The sequence below is a fragment of the Burkholderia sp. HI2761 genome, assembly GCF_002223355.1.
Taxonomy (GTDB): Bacteria; Pseudomonadota; Gammaproteobacteria; order Burkholderiales; family Burkholderiaceae; genus Burkholderia.
This window is the reverse complement of sequence record NZ_NKFN01000003.1, coordinates 1-18866: the sequence shown is the minus strand read 5'-3', so window position 1 is coordinate 18866 and position 18866 is coordinate 1. Positions and strand designations below refer to the sequence as shown.

Sequence of the window (18866 nt, the reverse complement as noted above, 5' to 3'; positions counted from 1 at the left end):
ACGACTAACCAGCTCGGCCGGGTGACCACTTACTCGACAGCACCGGCAATCCGGCACTCCCGCCTTGACCGCCCTGCGGCGATCCCTGATCAAAAACTGCTTACTTGGCAGCCTTTGCACGCTTCGCGCCGTACTTCGAGCGCGCTTGCTTACGGTCCTTGACGCCCTGGGTATCCAGCGAGCCGCGAACCATGTGGTAACGCACACCCGGCAAGTCCTTCACACGGCCGCCGCGGATCAGCACAACCGAGTGCTCCTGCAGGTTGTGGCCTTCACCACCGATGTACGAAATCACTTCGAAGCCGTTCGTCAGACGAACCTTGGCAACCTTACGGAGTGCCGAGTTAGGCTTCTTCGGCGTCGTCGTGTACACACGGGTGCACACGCCGCGACGCTGGGGGCAGTCCTGCAGGGCCGGGCTCTTGCTCTTCGTCGTTTCCGACTGACGGCCTTTGCGAACCAGTTGGTTGATGGTTGGCATTGTTTATTCCTGAAATTGAACAAAATCTGCACATCGATTTCGGGCAAAGCGAGAATCGGCGCACAGTTGACTTCCGAACCGACGAGACGGACGCGAACCTTCGAACGCGATTCGGCCCACCGAATACCGGAACCCAACATAATATTCCGGAAATACCAACTAAGTCAACGGCTTGCGTGATTTGCCGGCCCACCGCGCGGTTTACAGAAGGGGGCGGAACACCTGTGTCAGGCCGATTCGACGACGTCGATGATCTCGTCGCCGAAGCGCTCGAGCTTGCGCACGCCCATGCCGGGGATGTGGCGGAGGTCGTCGATCGTCTCCGGCGCGTTGCGCGCGATTTCGGCGAGCGTCGCGTCGTGGAAAATCACGTAGGCCGGCACGCCGTCGGTCTTCGCGGTTTCCGCGCGCCATGCGCGCAGCGCATCCCACCGGGCACGCTCGCGGGCGCCCATGCCGGCCGTCGGATCGACGCGCGTGCCGCTGCGGCTCGACGACTGGCGGGTGCGTTGCGGCTTCACGTAGCGGCGCAGCGTGACCTTTTCCTCGTTCTTCAGCACGGGCTTCGCGGCCTCGGTCAGCATCAGCGCGCCGAAGCCGCCATGGTCGACGGCCAGGTAGCCGTACGCGACCAGCTGCCGGAAAATCGCGCGCCATTCGGGCTCGGACAGCGCCGCGCCGATTCCGAACGTGCTGAGCTGGTCGTGGCCGCGCTGCAACACCTTCTCGGTGCGCCCGCCGCGCAGGATCTCGATCAGGTGGCTGGAACCGAAATTGAAGCCGCTCGCGCGCTGCGCGCGGAACACGCACGACAGCGCCATCTGCGCCTCGCGCGTCGCGTCCCACGAATCGGGCGGCTCGAGGCACGTGTCGCAGTTGCCGCACGGCTGGCTCGCCTCGCCGAAGTAGTTCAGCAGCCGCACGCGGCGGCACGAGATCGTCTCGCACAAGCCGAGCAGCGCATCGAGCTTCGACGTCTGCACGCGCTTGTGCGCGTCGTCCGCATCGGACTCGTCGATCATCTTGCGCTGCTGGACGACGTCGCCGAGGCCATACGCCATCCACGCGTTCGCGGGCATCCCGTCGCGGCCCGCGCGACCGGTTTCCTGGTAGTAGCCTTCGACGCTCTTCGGCAAATCGAGGTGCGCGACAAAACGCACGTCGGGCTTGTCGATGCCCATGCCGAACGCGATCGTCGCGCACATCACGATGCCTTCCTCGCGCTGGAACATTTCCTGATGCTTCTGCCGCACCTCGAACTCCATTCCCGCGTGATACGGCAGCGCGCGCACGCCCTGCGCCTTCAGCCATTCGGCCGTTTCCTCGACCTTGCGGCGCGACAGGCAATAGACGACACCCGCGTCCGTCGTGCCGTCGGCATTCGTGTGCTCGGCGCGAATGAAATCGAGCAGCTGCGAGCGCGCGTTGTCCTTTTCGACGATCCGGTAGCGGATGTTCGGCCGGTCGAAGCTCGACACGAACACGCGTGCGTCGTCGAGCGCGAGACGATGAATGATCTCGTCGCGCGTGATCGCATCGGCCGTGGCGGTCAGCGCGATGCGCGGCACCGACGGGAAGCGCTCGTGCAGCACCGACAACTGGATGTATTCCGGGCGGAAATCGTGCCCCCATTGCGACACGCAGTGCGCTTCGTCGATCGCGAACAGGCCGATCTTCGCGCGCTCGATCAGTTCGAGGAAGCGTCCCGTCATCAACCGCTCCGGCGCGACGTACAGCAGGTCGATTTCGCCCTCGCGCAGCGCACGCTCGGTGGCCGCGGCCTCGGCGCCCGACAGCGTCGAATTCAGGTAGGCCGCGCGCACGCCGACTTCGCTCAACGCGGCGACCTGGTCCTGCATCAGCGCGATCAGCGGCGACACGACGATGCCGGCGCCCTGCCCGGCCTCGCGGCGCAGCAGCGCGGGGATCTGGTAGCACAGCGACTTGCCGCCGCCGGTCGGCATCAGCACGAGACAATCGCCGCCGCCGGCGACGTGCTCGACGATCTCGCCCTGCTGGCCGCGAAAGGCGGAATAACCAAAGACTTCGTCGAGTATTTCGAGGGCGCGGGACATGAATGAGAACAGGGACGGCTAAGCGATGACCGCGATTTTAACAACCCGCTCGCGCGACGCGTGGCGAATCGCGCGATGTTGGCCGTTCGGTCAGGGTTCGTTCGCGTGCATCACGAGCCTGCAGCGCCCGTACCGGACGCGATCGCGAGGCATGCGCCGGCGGTGCGCAGGCACGTCATGCACGTGAACGAAGGATGAAAAAAAACCGCCCGGCAGAACCGGGCGGTTTCGGTGACAGCGATGATAGCAAGGTAAGGCGGCTTGCGCCGCCCCTCGCTTACTCGGCTGCCGGGTGTTGCGGCTCTTCCGCCGGCGCGCTCGGCGTGCCGAAGTCGAATGCCTCTTCCGCTGCGATCTGGTCGAAACGCTCGCGATCCGACGATTCCTTCGCCTTGCGTGCCTTGTGGAACGCGAGACCCGTACCGGCCGGAATCAGACGGCCGACGATCACGTTTTCCTTCAGGCCGCGCAGATCGTCGCGCTTGCCCATGATCGCCGCTTCGGTCAGCACGCGGGTCGTTTCCTGGAACGATGCCGCGGAGATGAACGAGTCGGTCGACAGCGAAGCCTTCGTGATACCGAGCAGCACGTTGTCGTACGAAGCCGGACGCTTGCCCTCGGCGATCATGCGATCGTTCTCGTCCAGCATGTCGGAACGCTCGACCTGTTCGCCCGGGATGAAGCGCGTATCGCCGTTGTCGGTGATCTGCACACGACGCAGCATCTGGCGAACGATCACCTCGATGTGCTTGTCGTTGATCTTCACGCCCTGCAGACGGTACACGTCCTGCACTTCGTCGACGATGTAGCGCGACAGCGCCTCGATACCCTGCAGACGCAGGATGTCGTGCGGATCGGCCGGACCGTCCACGATCATTTCGCCCTTGTTGACGACCTGGGCATCGTGAACCAGAACCTGCTTTTCCTTCGCGATCAGGAACTCGTGCTGGTTGCCCTCGAGATCCGTGATGACGAGACGCTGCTTGCCCTTCGTATCCTTACCGAACGACGTCGTACCGGTGACTTCCGCGAGAATGCCGGCATCCTTCGGCGAACGCGCTTCGAACAGTTCCGCCACCCGCGGCAGACCGCCGGTAATGTCACGCGTCTTCTGCGCTTCGGTCGGGATACGTGCGAGCACTTCACCGACCTGCACCTGCTGGCCATCCTTCACGGTGATCAGTGCGCCGACCTGGAAGCCGATCTGCACCGCGTGCTCCGTGCCCGGAATCTTCACTTCCTCGCCGTTCGCGTCGAGCAGCTTCACCTGCGGACGCACGCTCTTCGAAGCCTGCGAACCGCGGCGCTTCACGTCGATCACGACCAGCGTCGACAGGCCGGTCACGTCGTCGATCTGCTTCGCGACGGTCACGCCTTCCTCGACGTTCTCGAACTTCACCGTACCACCGTACTCGGTGATGATCGGACGCGTCAGCGGATCCCACGTGGCGAGCTGCGTGCCGGCCTTGATGGTCGCGCCGTCGAGCTGCAGCAGCGTCGCGCCGTACGGCACTTTGTGACGCTCGCGCTCGCGACCGAAGTCGTCGGTGATCATCGCTTCGCCCGAACGGGAAATGACGATCTGCTCGCCCTTCGCGTTCGTGACGTAGCGCATCGTCGCCGTGAAGCGGACGATACCGTTGCTCTTCGCTTCGACCGACGAAGCCACTGCCGCACGCGATGCCGCACCACCGATGTGGAACGTCCGCATCGTCAGCTGCGTGCCCGGTTCGCCGATCGACTGCGCCGCGATCACGCCGACTGCTTCGCCGACGTTCACCAGCGAGCCGCGGCCGAGGTCGCGGCCGTAGCAGGCCGCGCACAGGCCGTAACGCGTTTCGCAGGTCAGCGGCGTGCGCACGCGCACTTCGTCGATGCCGAGGCGTTCGATTTCCTCGACCGCCGTTTCGTCGAGCAGCGTACCCGATTCGTACAGCGTTTCCTGCGTTTCCGGATTCACGACATCCGCCACCGCGACGCGGCCGAGGATACGGTCGCGCAGCGCTTCGACGACTTCACCGCCTTCGACGAGCGCCTTCATCGCCACGCCGTTCGACGTGCCGCAATCGTCTTCCACCACGACCAGATCCTGCGTGACGTCGACGAGACGACGCGTCAGGTAACCCGAGTTCGCGGTCTTCAGTGCCGTATCAGCCAGACCCTTACGTGCACCGTGGGTCGAGATGAAGTACTGCAACACGTTCAGACCTTCGCGGAAGTTCGCGGTAATCGGCGTCTCGATAATCGAGCCGTCCGGCTTCGCCATCAGGCCACGCATACCGGCCAGCTGACGAATCTGAACCGCCGAACCCCGGGCGCCCGAGTCGGCCATCATGTAGATCGAGTTGAACGACTCCTGGCGCGTCTCGTTGCCGTCGCGGTCCGTCACCGGCTCCGTCGACAGCTGCTCCATCATCGCCTTGCCGACCGCTTCCGACGTTGCCGACCAGATGTCGACCACGTTGTTGTAGCGTTCCTGCGCGGTGACGAGACCCGACATGTACTGGCGGTCGTACTCCTTCACCTTCTTCGCGGCGTCGCCGACGATCGTTTCCTTCTGCGGCGGCACGAGCATGTCGTCCACGCAGATCGAGATGCCGGCGCGCGTCGCCAGACGGAAACCCGACTGCATCAGCTGATCGGCGAACACCACCGTCGCGCGCAGACCGCACTTGCGGAACGCCGTGTTGATCAGGCGCGAGATTTCCTTCTTCTTCAGCGGCTTGTTCAGCACCGAGAACGGCAGGCCGTGCGGCAGGATCTCCGACAGGATCGCGCGACCGACGGTCGTCGCGTACAGCGAGATCTTCGGCACGAACTGCGGCGCGCCTTCCGACGTGTCTTCGTTGCGGACCATTTCGGTGATCCGGACGTTGACGCGCGAGGCCAGCTCGACTTCCTTGTTCTCGTACGCGCGGATGACTTCCGACACGCCCGTGAACGACAGGCCTTCGCCCTTGCCGTTGATCGCTTCGCGGGTCGCGTAGTACAGACCCAGCACGATATCCTGCGACGGCACGATCGACGGATCGCCGTTGGCCGGGAACAGCACGTTGTTCGACGCGAGCATCAGCGTGCGCGCTTCCATCTGCGCTTCGAGCGACAGCGGCACGTGAACGGCCATCTGGTCACCGTCGAAGTCGGCGTTGAACGCCGCGCAGACGAGCGGGTGCAGCTGGATTGCCTTGCCTTCGATCAGCACCGGCTCGAACGCCTGGATACCGAGACGGTGCAGCGTCGGCGCACGGTTCAGCATCACCGGGTGCTCGCGGATCACCTCTTCGAGGATGTCCCACACCACCGGCGTCTGGTTCTCGACTTCCTTCTTCGCAGCCTTGATGGTCGTGGCGACGCCCATCACTTCCAGCTTGTTGAAGATGAACGGCTTGAACAGTTCGAGCGCCATCAGCTTCGGCAGACCGCACTGGTGCAGCTTCAGCGTCGGGCCGACCACGATGACCGAACGGCCCGAGTAGTCGACGCGCTTGCCCAGCAGGTTCTGACGGAAACGGCCGCCCTTGCCCTTGATCATGTCGGCGAGCGACTTCAGCGGACGCTTGTTCGCGCCCGTCATCGCCTTGCCGCGACGACCGTTGTCGAGCAGCGAGTCGACGGCTTCCTGCAGCATCCGCTTTTCGTTGCGGACGATGATTTCAGGCGCCTTCAGCTCGAGCAGACGCTTCAACCGGTTGTTACGGTTGATCACGCGGCGATACAGGTCGTTCAGGTCCGACGTCGCGAAACGGCCGCCGTCCAGCGGCACGAGCGGACGCAGTTCCGGCGGCAGCACCGGCAGCACTTCGAGGATCATCCACTCGGGCTTGATGCCCGAGCGCTGGAATGCCTCGAGGACCTTCAGGCGCTTCGCGTACTTCTTGATCTTCGCTTCCGAGCCGGTGTTCTTCAGCTCGGTGCGCAGCGTCTCGACCTGCTCGTCGATGTTGATCGCGCGCAGCAGTTCACGCACGCCTTCCGCGCCCATTTCGGCACGGAATTCGTCGCCGTATTCCTCGACCTTGTTGTAGTAATCCTCTTCGGTCATGATCTGCCGCGCCTTCAGCGGCGTCATGCCCGGTTCGATCACCACATAGGCTTCGAAGTACAGCACGCGTTCGATGTCGCGCAGCGTCATGTCGAGCACCATGCCCAGACGCGACGGCAGCGACTTCAGGAACCAGATGTGCGCGACCGGCGAGGCCAGTTCGATGTGGCCCATGCGTTCGCGACGCACCTTCGCCAGCGTCACTTCGACGCCGCACTTCTCGCAGATCACGCCGCGGTGCTTCAGACGCTTGTACTTGCCGCACAGGCACTCGTAGTCCTTGATCGGCCCGAAGATCTTCGCGCAGAAGAGACCATCGCGTTCCGGCTTGAACGTACGGTAGTTGATGGTCTCCGGCTTCTTCACTTCGCCGAACGACCACGAACGGATCTTGTCGGGCGAGGCCAGACCGATCTTGATCGCGTCGAAAACTTCTTCCTGTTGGACTTGCTTGAATAGATCGAGCAGAGCTTTCATTGCTTTCTCTCCGTAGTCCGATTAATTGCGGTCGAGATCGATATCGATACCGAGCGAGCGGATTTCCTTCACGAGCACGTTGAAGGATTCCGGCATGCCTGCATCGATGACGTGGTCGCCCTTGACGAGGTTTTCGTACACCTTCGTCCGGCCGGTCACGTCGTCCGACTTCACCGTCAGCATTTCCTGCAGCACGTAGGACGCGCCGTACGCTTCGAGTGCCCACACTTCCATTTCACCGAAACGCTGGCCACCGAACTGCGCCTTACCACCCAGCGGCTGCTGCGTGACGAGCGAGTACGGGCCGGTCGAACGCGCGTGCATCTTGTCGTCGACCAAGTGGTGCAGCTTCAGGTAGTGCATGTAGCCGAGCGTCACGCGACGTTCGAACATTTCACCCGTGCGGCCGTCGTACAGGCGGACCTGGTTCTTCGACGGGTTCATGCCGAGCTGTTCGGCGATGTCGTCCGGGAACGCGAGGTTGAGCATCTTGCCCATTTCTTCCTCGGTCGCACCGTCGAACACCGGCGTTGCGAACGGCACGCCTTCGCGCAGGTTCTTCGCGAGTTCGAGGATCTCGTCGTCGGTGAAGCTTTCCAGATCTTCCTGGCGGCCCGACTCGTTGTAGATCTTCGTCAGGAACACGCGCAGTTCCTCGATCTTCGCCTGGCGTTGCAGCATTTCGCCGATACGCCAGCCGAGGCCCTTCGCGGCCCAGCCGAGGTGCACTTCCAGAACCTGACCCACGTTCATCCGCGACGGCACGCCGAGCGGGTTCAGCACGACGTCTGCCGGACGGCCGTCGGCCATGTACGGCATGTCTTCGATCGGGACGATCTTCGACACGACACCCTTGTTACCGTGACGGCCCGCCATCTTGTCGCCAGGCTGCAGGCGGCGCTTCACCGCGAGGTACACCTTGACCATCTTCAGCACGCCCGGCGGCAGTTCGTCGCCTTGCGTGAGCTTCTTGCGCTTCTCTTCGAACGCGAGGTCGAACTGGTGACGCTTTTCCTCGATCGAGTTCTTGATCGCTTCGAGCTGCGCCGCTGCTTCGTCGTCCGCGAGGCGGATGTCGAACCAGTGGTAGTGGTCGAGGTCTTCCAGGTAAGCCTGGTCGATCTTCGTGCCCTTCGCGAGCTTCTTCGGACCGCCGTTCGCGACCTTGCCCACGAGCATGCGCGCCAGACGCTGGAACGCGTCGCCTTCCACGATGCGCAGCTGGTCGTTCAGGTCGAGACGGTAACGCTTCAGTTCGTCGTCGATGATCTGTTGCGCACGCTTGTCGCGCTGGATGCCTTCACGCGTGAACACCTGGACGTCGATCACGGTACCGCTCATGCCCGACGGCACGCGCAACGACGTGTCCTTCACGTCCGAAGCCTTCTCGCCGAAGATCGCGCGCAGCAGCTTCTCTTCCGGCGTCAGCTGGGTCTCGCCCTTCGGCGTGACCTTGCCGACCAGCACGTCGCCTGCTTCGACTTCCGCACCGATGTACACGATGCCCGATTCGTCGAGACGGCCGAGCTGGACTTCCGCCAGGTTCGAGATGTCGCGCGTGATTTCTTCCGGCCCGAGCTTCGTGTCGCGTGCAACGACGTTCAGCTCTTCGATGTGGATCGACGTGTAGCGATCGTCCGCGACCACCTTCTCCGAGATCAGGATCGAATCCTCGAAGTTGTAGCCGTTCCACGGCATGAACGCGATCAGCATGTTCTGACCGAGCGCGAGCTCGCCCAGGTCCGTCGAGGCGCCGTCGGCCAGCACGTCGCCGCGCGAGACCTTGTCGCCCATCTTCACGATCGGACGCTGGTTGATGTTCGTGTTCTGGTTCGAACGCGTGTACTTGATCAGGTTGTAGATGTCGACACCGACTTCACCCGCGACCGCTTCGTCGTCGTTCACGCGAATCACGATACGGCCTGCGTCGACATAGTCGACGACGCCGCCGCGGAACGCCTGGACCGTCGTACCCGAGTCGACCGCGCAGGTGCGCTCGATGCCCGTCCCGACGACCGGCTTTTCCGGACGCAGACACGGCACGGCCTGACGCTGCATGTTCGAACCCATCAGTGCACGGTTCGCGTCATCGTGCTCGAGGAACGGAATCAGCGATGCCGCCACCGACACGATCTGCGACGGCGCGACGTCCATGTACTGGATACGATCCGGCGTGACCATCATCGTTTCGCCGGCTTCGCGCGACGACACGAGTTCGTCGATCAGCTGGCCGTTCTCGTCGATCGCGGCGTTCGCCTGAGCGATCATGTAGCGGCCTTCCTCGATCGCCGACAGGTAGTCGATCTGGTCGGTCACCTTGCTGTCCACGACCTTGCGGTACGGCGTCTCGAGGAAGCCGTACTCGTTCAGGTGCGCGTACAGTGCGAGCGAGTTGATCAGGCCGATGTTCGGACCTTCCGGCGTTTCGATCGGGCACACGCGGCCGTAGTGGGTCGGGTGCACGTCGCGGACTTCGAAGCCTGCGCGCTCGCGCGTCAGACCGCCCGGGCCCAGTGCGGAAACACGTCGCTTGTGCGTGATTTCCGACAGCGGGTTGGTCTGGTCCATAAACTGCGACAGCTGCGACGAACCGAAGAACTCGCGAATCGCCGACGAAATCGGCTTCGAGTTGATCAGGTCGTGCGGCATCAGGTTTTCGCTTTCGGCCTGGCCGAGGCGTTCCTTGACCGCGCGCTCGACACGCACGAGACCCGCGCGGAACTGGTTTTCCGCCAGTTCGCCGACGCAACGCACGCGACGGTTGCCGAGGTGGTCGATGTCGTCCACTTCGCCCTTGCCGTTGCGCAGCTCGACGAGGATCTTGATCGTCGCGAGGATGTCGTCGTCCTGCAGCGTCATCGGGCCGACGATCTCGTCACGGCCGACGCGGCGGTTGAACTTCATGCGGCCGACCTTCGACAGGTCGTACGCTTCTTCGCTGTAGAACAGGCGGTTGAACAGGGCCTCGACCGCTTCCTCGGTCGGCGGCTCGCCCGGGCGCATCATGCGGTAGATCGCAATGCGCGCGGCCGTCCTGTCGGTCGTTTCGTCGACACGCAGCGTCGACGAGATGTACGGACCTTGATCCAGATCGTTCGTGTAGAGCGTCTGGATGTCCTTGATACCGGCTTCGCGCAGCTTCTCGAGCACGCTTTCCGTGACTTCGTCGTTCGCGCTCGCGATCACTTCGCCGGTGTCGCCGTCGACGACGTTCTTCGCCAGCACGCGGCCGAGCAGATAGTCTTCCGGCACCGAGATGAACTTGGTCTTCGCGGCTTCGAGGTCGCGAATGTGCTTCGCGTTGATCCGCTTGTCCTTCTGGACGATGACCTTGCCGTCGCGATCCGTGATGTCGAAACGCGCGACTTCACCGCGCAGGCGCTCGGGCACGAACTCGAGTTGCGCGCCTTCGTCCATCAGCGTGAAGTTGTCGAACACGAAGAAGTTCGCGAGGATCTGTTCCGGCGTCAGACCGATGGCCTTCAGCAGGATCGTGACCGGCATCTTGCGGCGACGGTCGACGCGGAAGTACAGGATGTCCTTCGGATCGAATTCGAAGTCGAGCCACGAGCCGCGGTACGGAATGATCCGTGCCGAGAACAGCAGCTTGCCCGAGCTGTGCGTCTTGCCCTTGTCGTGTTCGAAGAACACGCCCGGCGAACGGTGCAGCTGCGAGACGATGACACGCTCGGTGCCGTTGATGACGAACGAGCCCGTCGGCGTCATGAGCGGAATTTCGCCCATGTACACTTCCTGCTCCTTCACTTCCTTGACGACCGGCTTGTTCGGCGATTCCTTGTCGAGGATGACGAGGCGGACCTTCGCGCGCAGCGCGGAGCAGTACGTCAGGCCACGCTGCTGGCATTCCTTGATGTTGAATGCCGGCGAGGACAGCGCATAGCTCACGAACTCGAGGCGCGCGAAACCGTTGTGCGAAACAATGGGAAATACCGATGTGAACGCGGCCTGCAAACCTTCAGGCTTGCGTTGTGTCGCCGGCACATCGGCTTGCAGAAACGTGCTGAATGATTCAAGCTGAGTAGCCAGCAAGAACGGAACTTGGTGAACGATGGGGCGCTTCGCGAAACTCTTGCGAATGCGCTTCTTCTCGGTGAAGGAATATTGCATACGATCTCCGAATCACGGCGGGTGCTATCGAGGCGGAATACCTGGACGTTTCAAACCCGAGTGTTCACCGACTGAGACCCGATGGCCGTTCGACGGCTTGAACGAGCCGAGAAGCTTGGTGGTTGGCCGCTACCAACCGCTGGCTGACGGCAGCGGATGCCTATGTTGCCCGCTACCCGACCAAACTTGCCTTCTGCAGTCGCTTCAGAAGACAAAGAGAACCGCCAATCGTAAGTGATTCATCACAACGATCAGGCGGTTTTCTTTGGCTTCTGGGGCCGATTATTCGGGCTCCCGAATGAGTGCCAGAATAACGTCCCCACAAAGCACAAAAAGGCCGGCGGTGAAAATACCGCCAGCCTTCGCACAGCGCGCCGAAACTTACTTGACTTCGACCTTCGCGCCAGCTTCTTCCAGCTTCTTCTTGGCTTCTTCAGCAGCAGCCTTGTCGACGCCTTCCTTGACAGCCTTCGGTGCACCGTCAACCAGGTCCTTCGCTTCCTTCAGGCCCAGGCCCGTCAGTTCGCGAACGGCCTTGATGACCGAAACCTTGTTGGCGCCGGCTTCAGCCAGGACGACCGTGAATTCGGTCTTCTCTTCTGCTGCAGCAGCTGCGCCGCCGCCTGCCGGGCCAGCGACTGCCACTGCAGCTGCCGACACGCCAAACTTCTCTTCGAACGCCTTGACCAGTTCGTTCAGTTCCAGAACGGTCATCCCTTCGACTGCTGCCAGGATGTCTTCTTTTGCGATTGCCATTTGAAATACTCCTAAATTGAATTCGGATACAGCCAGCGATCAGTAGCGCTGATGCACGTTCGCTTACGCAGCTTCCGCTTGCTTCTTCTCGGCCAGCGCGGCGAGAGCACGCGCGAAGCCCGAAACAGGCGATTGCATAACGAACAGCAGCTTCGAGAGCAGTTCTTCGCGGCTCGGGATGCTTGCCAGCGCTTGCACGCCAGCCTTGTCCATCACCTTGCCATCGAACGAACCAGCCTTGATGACCAACTTTTCATTGCTCTTGCTGAAGTCGTTGACGACCTTAGCAGCAGCAATTGCATCTTCCGAGATGCCGTAGATCAGCGGACCAGTCATCTGCTCTGCCAGCGGAGCAAAAGGCGTACCTTCGACAGCGCGACGCGCCAGCGTGTTCTTCAACACGCGCAGGTAAACCTGTTGCTCACGCGCTTTCGCGCGCAGCTTGGTCAGATCGCCAACCGCAATTCCACGATACTCAGCCAGCACAACGGTCTGGGCCTTCGCGACTTGCGCGGAAACCTCAGCGACGACGGCTTGCTTGTCTTCTCTATTAAGCGGCACGGTTAGCCTCCAGAAACGATACGTTGGGCACGAAACCTCACGTACCTCGTTCAACAACGGCGTCCGACCTCGTTAGGAGTATTTCCACCTCACGCCGCGAATCGCTTCGCGGCCTGCGGCTTCACCACTGCAAAACTTTTTCGGGTTCGCCATCTGCGTTGGCTTGAATTAAGGGATCACCTGACTGCTGCGCCCCACCAACGGTCTTTGATAACCGGTTGTCCGCCCTGTTGCACGAACAACCGCCCAAAGCCCATGTAGGCCGCTTCGCGAACGAAGCGGCCCGAATACTTGCTTACTGTGCTGCCAGCGTAGCCTGGTCGACACGCACGCCGACGCCCATCGTGCTCGACAGTGCGATCTTGCGCAGGTACACGCCCTTGCTCGTTGCCGGCTTTGCCTTCTGCAGCGCTTCGATCAGCGCCGACAGGTTCGAACGCAGCGCGGTCGGCTCGAACGATGCACGGCCGATGGTCGCGTGGATGATACCGGCCTTGTCGACACGGAATTGCACCTGACCAGCCTTCGCGTTCTTGACGGCGGTTGCGACGTCCGGCGTGACCGTACCGACCTTCGGGTTCGGCATCAGGCCGCGCGGGCCGAGGATCTGGCCGAGCGTACCGACGATACGCATCGTGTCCGGCGAAGCGATCACGATGTCGAAGTCCATCTGGCCAGCCTTGATCTGCTCGGCCAGGTCTTCCATACCGACGATTTCCGCGCCTGCTGCACGAGCCTGCTCGGCCTTTTCGCCTTGCGCGAACACGGCAACGCGAACCGACTTGCCCGTACCTGCCGGCAGAACGACCGAACCACGAACGACCTGGTCCGACTTCTTCGCATCGATGCCGAGCTGGACTGCGACGTCGATCGACTCGTCGAACTTCGCGCTCGCGCATTCCTTCACGAGGCTCAGTGCGTCTTCGATCGCGTACAGCTTCTGACGGTCGACCTTGGCGGCAAATGCCTGACGGCGCTTGGAGATCTTAGCCATTTACACGCCCTCCACAGTGATACCCATCGAGCGTGCGCTACCAGCGATGGTGCGAACGGCTGCGTCCAGATCAGCTGCCGTAAGGTCCGGCATCTTGGTCTTCGCGATTTCTTCGGCTTGAGCGCGCGTGATCGAACCGACCTTGTCGGTGTGCGGCTTGCTCGAGCCCTTGTCCACCTTCGCCGCCTTCTTGATCAGGACGGTCGCCGGCGGCGTCTTCATCACGAACGTGAAGCTCTTGTCAGCGAATGCCGTGATGACCACCGGCACCGGCAGACCCGGCTCCATGCCTTGAGTCTGCGCGTTGAACGCCTTGCAGAACTCCATGATGTTCAGGCCGCGCTGGCCCAGTGCCGGACCGACCGGCGGCGACGGGTTGGCTTTACCTGCAGGGATCTGCAGCTTGATAAAGCCGATAATCTTCTTTGCCATTTCAAACCTCATTGGAACGCCGGAGAAGGCGTTCGGTGAGTGATAACGCGCTTTCGCCGCTGGCTACTGACGCTCCTCAACGGCCATGACGCGGGCCGTAAGCGCGAAGGTGGGCAGCCGAGGCTGCCCACCGAATCGGGATCAAACTTTTTCGACCTGACCGAACTCGAGCTCGACCGGGGTGGAGCGGCCAAAGATGGTGACCGACACACGCACGCGCGATTTCTCGTAGTTGACTTCTTCGACGGTGCCGTTGAAGTCCGTGAACGGGCCTTCCTTGACACGCACCATCTCGCCGACTTCGAACAGGGTCTTCGGGCGCGGTTTTTCGACGCCTTCCTGCATCTGCGACATGATCTTCTCGACTTCCTTCGGGGAAATCGGGGTCGGGCGGTTACGTGCACCGCCGACGAAGCCGGTGACCTTCGCGGTGTTCTTCACGAGGTGCCACGTTTCGTCCGTCATTTCCATTTCCACCAGCACGTAGCCGGGGAAGAAACGACGCTCGGTCACAGCCTTGTGGCCGCCTTTGACTTCGACCACTTCTTCGGTCGGGACCAGGATCTGACCGAATTTATCCTGCATGCCAGCACGTTCGATGCGCTCCTGAAGCGCACGTTGCACGCTCTTCTCCATACCGGAGTAGGCGTGCACGACGTACCAACGTTTTCCGCTCGGGGATGCCGGAGTATCGCTCATATCATTTCCAACCCAGAATCGCCGAGAAAATCACCCATTCGATCGATTTGTCACTCAACCAGAGGAAAATCGCCATCACGAGCACGAAACCGAACACGACGAGTGTGGTTTGCGTTGCCTCCTTGCGGGTGGGCCATACGACCTTCCGGACTTCCTTGTACGAATCCTTGGCAAACGCGATGAGACTCTTGCCAGGGGCGGACATCAGCCCGACGGCCACGCCGGCGATGATACCTACCGCCAACGCGGCACCGCGGACATACCACTGCTGATTGGCCAGCCAGAAGAAGCCCACGAATCCGGCCAAGACCAACAATACGCCCAGGGCCAGCATCAGCTTATCGCCGGAGGTATTTACAGTTTCGACGGATGGATTCGCCATAACACCTTAAAACAAATGCCACGTAGGATACGTGGCGTTTTTTTGGCAGGGGCAGAGGGAATCGAACCCCCAACCTTCGGTTTTGGAGACCGACGCTCTGCCAGTTGAGCTATACCCCTAAACCATGTTGGGGCCGGCTGCTGCCAGCCCCAAAACTGTCGATCAACGAATAACTGGCTTACTCGATGATCTTGGCGACGACGCCGGCGCCGACGGTACGGCCGCCTTCGCGAATCGCGAAGCGCAGACCTTCTTCCATCGCGATCGGAGCGATCAGCTTCACCGTGATCGACACGTTGTCGCCCGGCATCACCATTTCCTTGTCCTTCGGCAGCTCGATCGAGCCCGTCACGTCCGTCGTACGGAAGTAGAACTGCGGACGGTAGTTGTTGAAGAACGGCGTGTGACGGCCGCCTTCGTCCTTGCTCAGCACGTACACTTCAGCCGTGAAGTGCGTGTGCGGCGTGATCGAACCCGGCTTCGCCAGAACCTGGCCGCGCTCCACGTCTTCACGCTTCGTGCCGCGCAGCAGGATACCGACGTTGTCGCCTGCCTGACCCTGGTCCAGCAGCTTGCGGAACATTTCAACGCCCGTGCAGGTCGTCTTCACCGTCGGCTTGATACCGACGATTTCGATTTCCTCGCCGACCTTCACGATGCCGCGCTCGACACGACCCGTCACCACCGTACCACGGCCCGAGATCGAGAACACGTCTTCCACCGGCATCAGGAACGCGCCGTCAACTGCACGCTCCGGCGTCGGGATGTACGTGTCCAGCGCGTCGGCCAGGCTCATGATCGCCACTTCGCCCAGCTCGCCCGTGTCGCCTTCCAGCGCCAGCTTCGCCGAACCCTTCACGATCGGCGTGTCGTCGCCCGGGAAGTCGTACTTCGACAGGAGCTCGCGAACTTCCATCTCGACCAGCTCGAGCAGTTCCGCGTCGTCCACCATGTCGCACTTGTTCAGGAACACGATGATGTACGGAACGCCAACCTGACGGGCCAGCAGGATGTGCTCGCGCGTTTGCGGCATCGGGCCGTCTGCTGCCGAGCAAACCAGGATCGCGCCGTCCATCTGCGCTGCGCCCGTGATCATGTTCTTCACATAGTCAGCGTGGCCCGGGCAGTCGACGTGAGCGTAGTGGCGGTTAGCCGTTTCGTACTCGACGTGTGCCGTGTTGATCGTGATGCCGCGCGCCTTTTCTTCCGGTGCCGCGTCGATCTGGTCGTATGCCTTCGCTTCGCCGCCGAACTTCTTCGTCAGAACCGTCGTGATCGCTGCCGTCAGCGTCGTCTTGCCGTGGTCAACGTGACCAATCGTACCAACGTTCACGTGCGGCTTGGTCCGCTCAAATTTACCCTTGGCCATTTTCGACTCCCAAAAGGAATTTCACAGGTTGCGCCGCGCGCAAACAAGACACTGACTTTTAACTGCTGGTGCCCATGGGCAGGATCGAACTGCCGACCTCTCCCTTACCAAGGGAGTGCTCTACCACTGAGCCACATGGGCGCTACGCTTCAACTTAGCGGTCTGGAGCGGGTGAAGGGAATCGAACCCTCGTCGTAAGCTTGGAAGGCTTCTGCTCTACCATTGAGCTACACCCGCACGGGCCACTAACGATTCCTTGCCGCTCACTGCGCTGATATCTTGGTGGAGGAGGTTGGATTCGAACCAACGTAGGCGTAAGCCAACAGATTTACAGTCTGCCCCCTTTAGCCACTCGGGCACCCCTCCGTAGAGAACTGACGATTATGGGGGTGCATCGCACTCCTGTCAAGCACATCCGGAAGATTATTTTCATTCTCTTCCCGACTTCCGCTTCCCGCCGATCCCCGCCCTCGCCCGGCTAAGGCAAGCGCGAGATGTTGCCGATCGGCGCCACATCTTCGTCAGACTCCGCCTTCAACGCCGATCTGCATCTGCGCTGAAAACGAAAGACCGCCATCATACGACCTCTTTCGCACAATGCCAAGCGGGTAGGCACAAATTTTCCGCAACTTTCGTGCCGGGCCGGTTTGGCGAGCTGGCTGGCGGTTGCTCGCAGGAGGTTCGGTGGTGCTTCGGCCCTACAAGAGGCGCTGCAGGCGGTACCGCAGCTCGATCCGGGCGCCGCGTGCGGGCAAGGCTTTCGCCCTCCCTGGCAATTGCGGGGGGCGGAGCTCCATCAACGAATTTGATCACTGCTGCGTTCAACGGCTTCCCCGGTAGGCACGATAAGCAGTTGGGATCCGGGGGTACGCCAAGGATTCGCTGCGATAAGCCGACCAGATACCGACATTGGGCAGCTTGCACGACGGAACGAAGCGGCGCCGAGCAGCAGAAGACTCGAAGCGGCGGCAGCAAGGTTATGGAGAGCCTGGCCTGGCTGCACGTCGCCGCCAAGTAACGACTCCAAGCACATCGAGGCATGCGGAAGCGCCGGATTCATCCTGCGGGACATCGGCAGGCCATCGCGACGATTCTTCGGTTGGACCGCTTGCCAGCCTACGTGCGCCCGCCCCACGCATCCAGGCAACGAGCGTTGGCTTCAACAGTCGATATGCCACAAGCGCTGAGCATGCCTCTTACGCTCCGCGGTGACGCGTCAGCCAAGGCTTGCTGTCGGATCTTCCAATCGACGTCGAACGGCGCGCTACCGGAGCCGTGGCATGTGCAGCCTCAACCCCGAAGAACGTCGTTACGGAGCAAGCGGGCGCATGGAGGTTTGTAGCGGAGCAAGGAGGGCGACTCGAGACGGGTGCTCCCTTCGTCCAGCTGATACGAATGTCCGCCGGATTCGCCCTTCGCTCGGGTCGCTTCTTGCCGCGACTCAAGCGTGGGCGTGTTGCTAGACTCTTTCAAGGCAAGTACGGCGAGTTGGATCGAAAACGGCGCTTGATAGCAATATCGCGCCTCTCTAGCGCAGTTCGGTCGCGCGAATTCATGCGACGAGGAACCAGAAGCGGCGACATCCTTTCCGCCCTTGCCAACAACGCGGGGAAGACAGCAGATCGAACGCAAGGCCCATTCCGCTGCCACACGACATATATCGATCTTCGCAGAAAATAGGCTCAATACACCGGTGATCAGCACATGTTGATCGATTATCGGCTGACGAGGGCTAGCCGCGCCTGACCGCGGTCGGCGTCGAGCAAGGCTGGACGGATGGTTGTCCTAGGGAAGTCGCCAAGGCGATTTCCCATGGCGGATCTGATGGCCCTACGGGAGCGAACAAGAGACAGGAGGACGGCGACTTCAGCAACACCGGCTACGGGCATGCGGACATGCGGACACCCCGATAAGCGGGGTGCATGTTGCGCCAATCTCGTGGACGCGTTCTGGCTCGAGTCAACGTCTTCGACACCCGGCTCGTGCCAAACAGCGCTTCGCCGGGCCAAGTGCATTTCCGTCGCGCCAATGCAAAAACCCCCGCCTTGTCGGGCGGGGGTTTCTGGCTTAGGGAGCCTGACGATTACCTACTTTCACACGGGAATCCGCACTATCATCGGCGTAGAGTCGTTTCACGGTCCTGTTCGGGATGGGAAGGGGTGGGACCGACTCGCTATGGTCATCAGGCAAAGGGGGTTGTTGCGTTGCTTCGCAGCGCAACCAATCTTGGAAGAAGCAGTAATTTTGAGTTGTGTGTATCACACACGAGAATCCAACTTGTCTCGTCTTGCTACGCAGGTCACCGGTACTTCAACCGGTGCGCCGCATCGATCAGCTTCGCTGCTCGACGCTCTGCGTGGGATGCTCGTCAGTGCTGAAGCACTAACGATCATCGACACAAGGCAGACTTGTTATAGGATCAAGCCTTACGGGCAATTAGTATCAGTTAGCTGAACGCATTACTGCGCTT

Annotated in this window: 11 protein-coding genes, 4 tRNA genes and 1 rRNA gene; all 16 read right to left on the bottom strand. The window is 61.6% G+C overall.

Features of this window, described 5'->3' with window-relative positions; genetic code table 11:
• Nucleotides 1–100 precede the first annotated feature (100 nt).
• The 16 genes from rpsL to rrf all read right to left on the bottom strand — a co-directional run bounded on the left by rpsL (nt 101) and on the right by rrf (nt 18583).
• Nucleotides 101–481, bottom strand: a complete 381-nt coding sequence (gene rpsL / locus CFB46_RS05475; RefSeq protein ID WP_006400662.1) for a 30S ribosomal protein S12 — start codon at nt 479–481, stop codon at nt 101–103.
• Between the two features lie 227 nt (nt 482–708).
• Entirely contained in the window at nt 709–2556 is a 1848-nt protein-coding gene (gene recQ / locus CFB46_RS05465; RefSeq protein ID WP_089499466.1) for a DNA helicase RecQ, read from the bottom strand.
• A 277-nt stretch (nt 2557–2833) separates the two neighbouring features.
• Complete coding sequence (gene rpoC, locus CFB46_RS05460; protein WP_027783301.1) at nt 2834–7075, bottom strand: DNA-directed RNA polymerase subunit beta'; 4242 nt, start codon at nt 7073–7075, stop codon at nt 2834–2836.
• Nucleotides 7076–7096: 21 nt separating this feature from the next.
• Complete coding sequence (gene rpoB / locus CFB46_RS05455) at nt 7097–11203, bottom strand: DNA-directed RNA polymerase subunit beta (protein WP_027783300.1); 4107 nt, start codon at nt 11201–11203, stop codon at nt 7097–7099.
• A gap of 381 nt (nt 11204–11584) precedes the next feature.
• The gene (gene rplL, locus CFB46_RS05450) at nt 11585–11959 is read right to left on the bottom strand and encodes a 50S ribosomal protein L7/L12 (protein WP_027783299.1); all 375 of its coding nucleotides are present in this window, start codon (nt 11957–11959) and stop codon (nt 11585–11587) included.
• Nucleotides 11960–12022: 63 nt separating this feature from the next.
• Nucleotides 12023–12520 carry a 50S ribosomal protein L10 gene (rplJ, locus tag CFB46_RS05445; protein ID WP_011546647.1) on the bottom strand — a complete coding sequence of 166 codons (498 nt, stop codon included), beginning with the start codon at nt 12518–12520 and terminating at the stop codon, nt 12023–12025.
• 295 nt (nt 12521–12815) lie between these two features.
• The gene (rplA, locus tag CFB46_RS05440; RefSeq protein ID WP_006482906.1) at nt 12816–13514 is read right to left on the bottom strand and encodes a 50S ribosomal protein L1; all 699 of its coding nucleotides are present in this window, start codon (nt 13512–13514) and stop codon (nt 12816–12818) included.
• Nucleotides 13515–13946 carry a 50S ribosomal protein L11 gene (gene rplK, locus CFB46_RS05435; RefSeq protein WP_006477201.1) on the bottom strand — a complete coding sequence of 144 codons (432 nt, stop codon included), beginning with the start codon at nt 13944–13946 and terminating at the stop codon, nt 13515–13517.
• 141 nt (nt 13947–14087) lie between these two features.
• On the bottom strand, nt 14088–14645 hold the full coding sequence (nusG, locus tag CFB46_RS05430) for a transcription termination/antitermination protein NusG (protein WP_006400672.1): 558 nt from the start codon (nt 14643–14645) through the stop codon (nt 14088–14090).
• A gap of 1 nt (nt 14646) precedes the next feature.
• On the bottom strand, nt 14647–15027 hold the full coding sequence (gene secE, locus CFB46_RS05425) for a preprotein translocase subunit SecE (protein WP_006482892.1): 381 nt from the start codon (nt 15025–15027) through the stop codon (nt 14647–14649).
• A 43-nt stretch (nt 15028–15070) separates the two neighbouring features.
• Nucleotides 15071–15146, bottom strand: a tRNA-Trp gene (locus tag CFB46_RS05420).
• 59 nt (nt 15147–15205) lie between these two features.
• Entirely contained in the window at nt 15206–16396 is a 1191-nt protein-coding gene (tuf, locus tag CFB46_RS05415; protein ID WP_011350666.1) for an elongation factor Tu, read from the bottom strand.
• 66 nt (nt 16397–16462) lie between these two features.
• Nucleotides 16463–16537, bottom strand: a tRNA-Thr gene (locus CFB46_RS05410).
• A gap of 22 nt (nt 16538–16559) precedes the next feature.
• A tRNA-Gly gene (locus CFB46_RS05405) sits at nt 16560–16633 on the bottom strand.
• 43 nt (nt 16634–16676) lie between these two features.
• Nucleotides 16677–16762 (bottom strand) — tRNA-Tyr (locus CFB46_RS05400).
• Nucleotides 16763–18470: 1708 nt separating this feature from the next.
• Nucleotides 18471–18583 (bottom strand): 5S ribosomal RNA (gene rrf / locus CFB46_RS05395).
• Nucleotides 18584–18866 lie beyond the last annotated feature (283 nt).

Bases quoted from the DNA above. Each gene is read 5' to 3' on its own strand.
- rpsL (WP_006400662.1), bottom strand. From the start codon at position 481: ATGCCAACCATCAACCAACTGGTTCGCAAAGGCCGTCAGTCGGAAACG.
- recQ (WP_089499466.1), bottom strand. From the start codon at position 2,556: ATGTCCCGCGCCCTCGAAATACTCGACGAAGTCTTTGGTTATTCCGCC.
- rpoC (WP_027783301.1), bottom strand. From the start codon at position 7,075: ATGAAAGCTCTGCTCGATCTATTCAAGCAAGTCCAACAGGAAGAAGTT.
- rpoB (WP_027783300.1), bottom strand. From the start codon at position 11,203: ATGCAATATTCCTTCACCGAGAAGAAGCGCATTCGCAAGAGTTTCGCG.
- rplL (WP_027783299.1), bottom strand. From the start codon at position 11,959: ATGGCAATCGCAAAAGAAGACATCCTGGCAGCAGTCGAAGGGATGACC.
- rplA (WP_006482906.1), bottom strand. From the start codon at position 13,514: ATGGCTAAGATCTCCAAGCGCCGTCAGGCATTTGCCGCCAAGGTCGAC.
- rplK (WP_006477201.1), bottom strand. From the start codon at position 13,946: ATGGCAAAGAAGATTATCGGCTTTATCAAGCTGCAGATCCCTGCAGGT.
- nusG (WP_006400672.1), bottom strand. From the start codon at position 14,645: ATGAGCGATACTCCGGCATCCCCGAGCGGAAAACGTTGGTACGTCGTG.
- secE (WP_006482892.1), bottom strand. From the start codon at position 15,027: ATGGCGAATCCATCCGTCGAAACTGTAAATACCTCCGGCGATAAGCTG.
- tuf (WP_011350666.1), bottom strand. From the start codon at position 16,396: ATGGCCAAGGGTAAATTTGAGCGGACCAAGCCGCACGTGAACGTTGGT.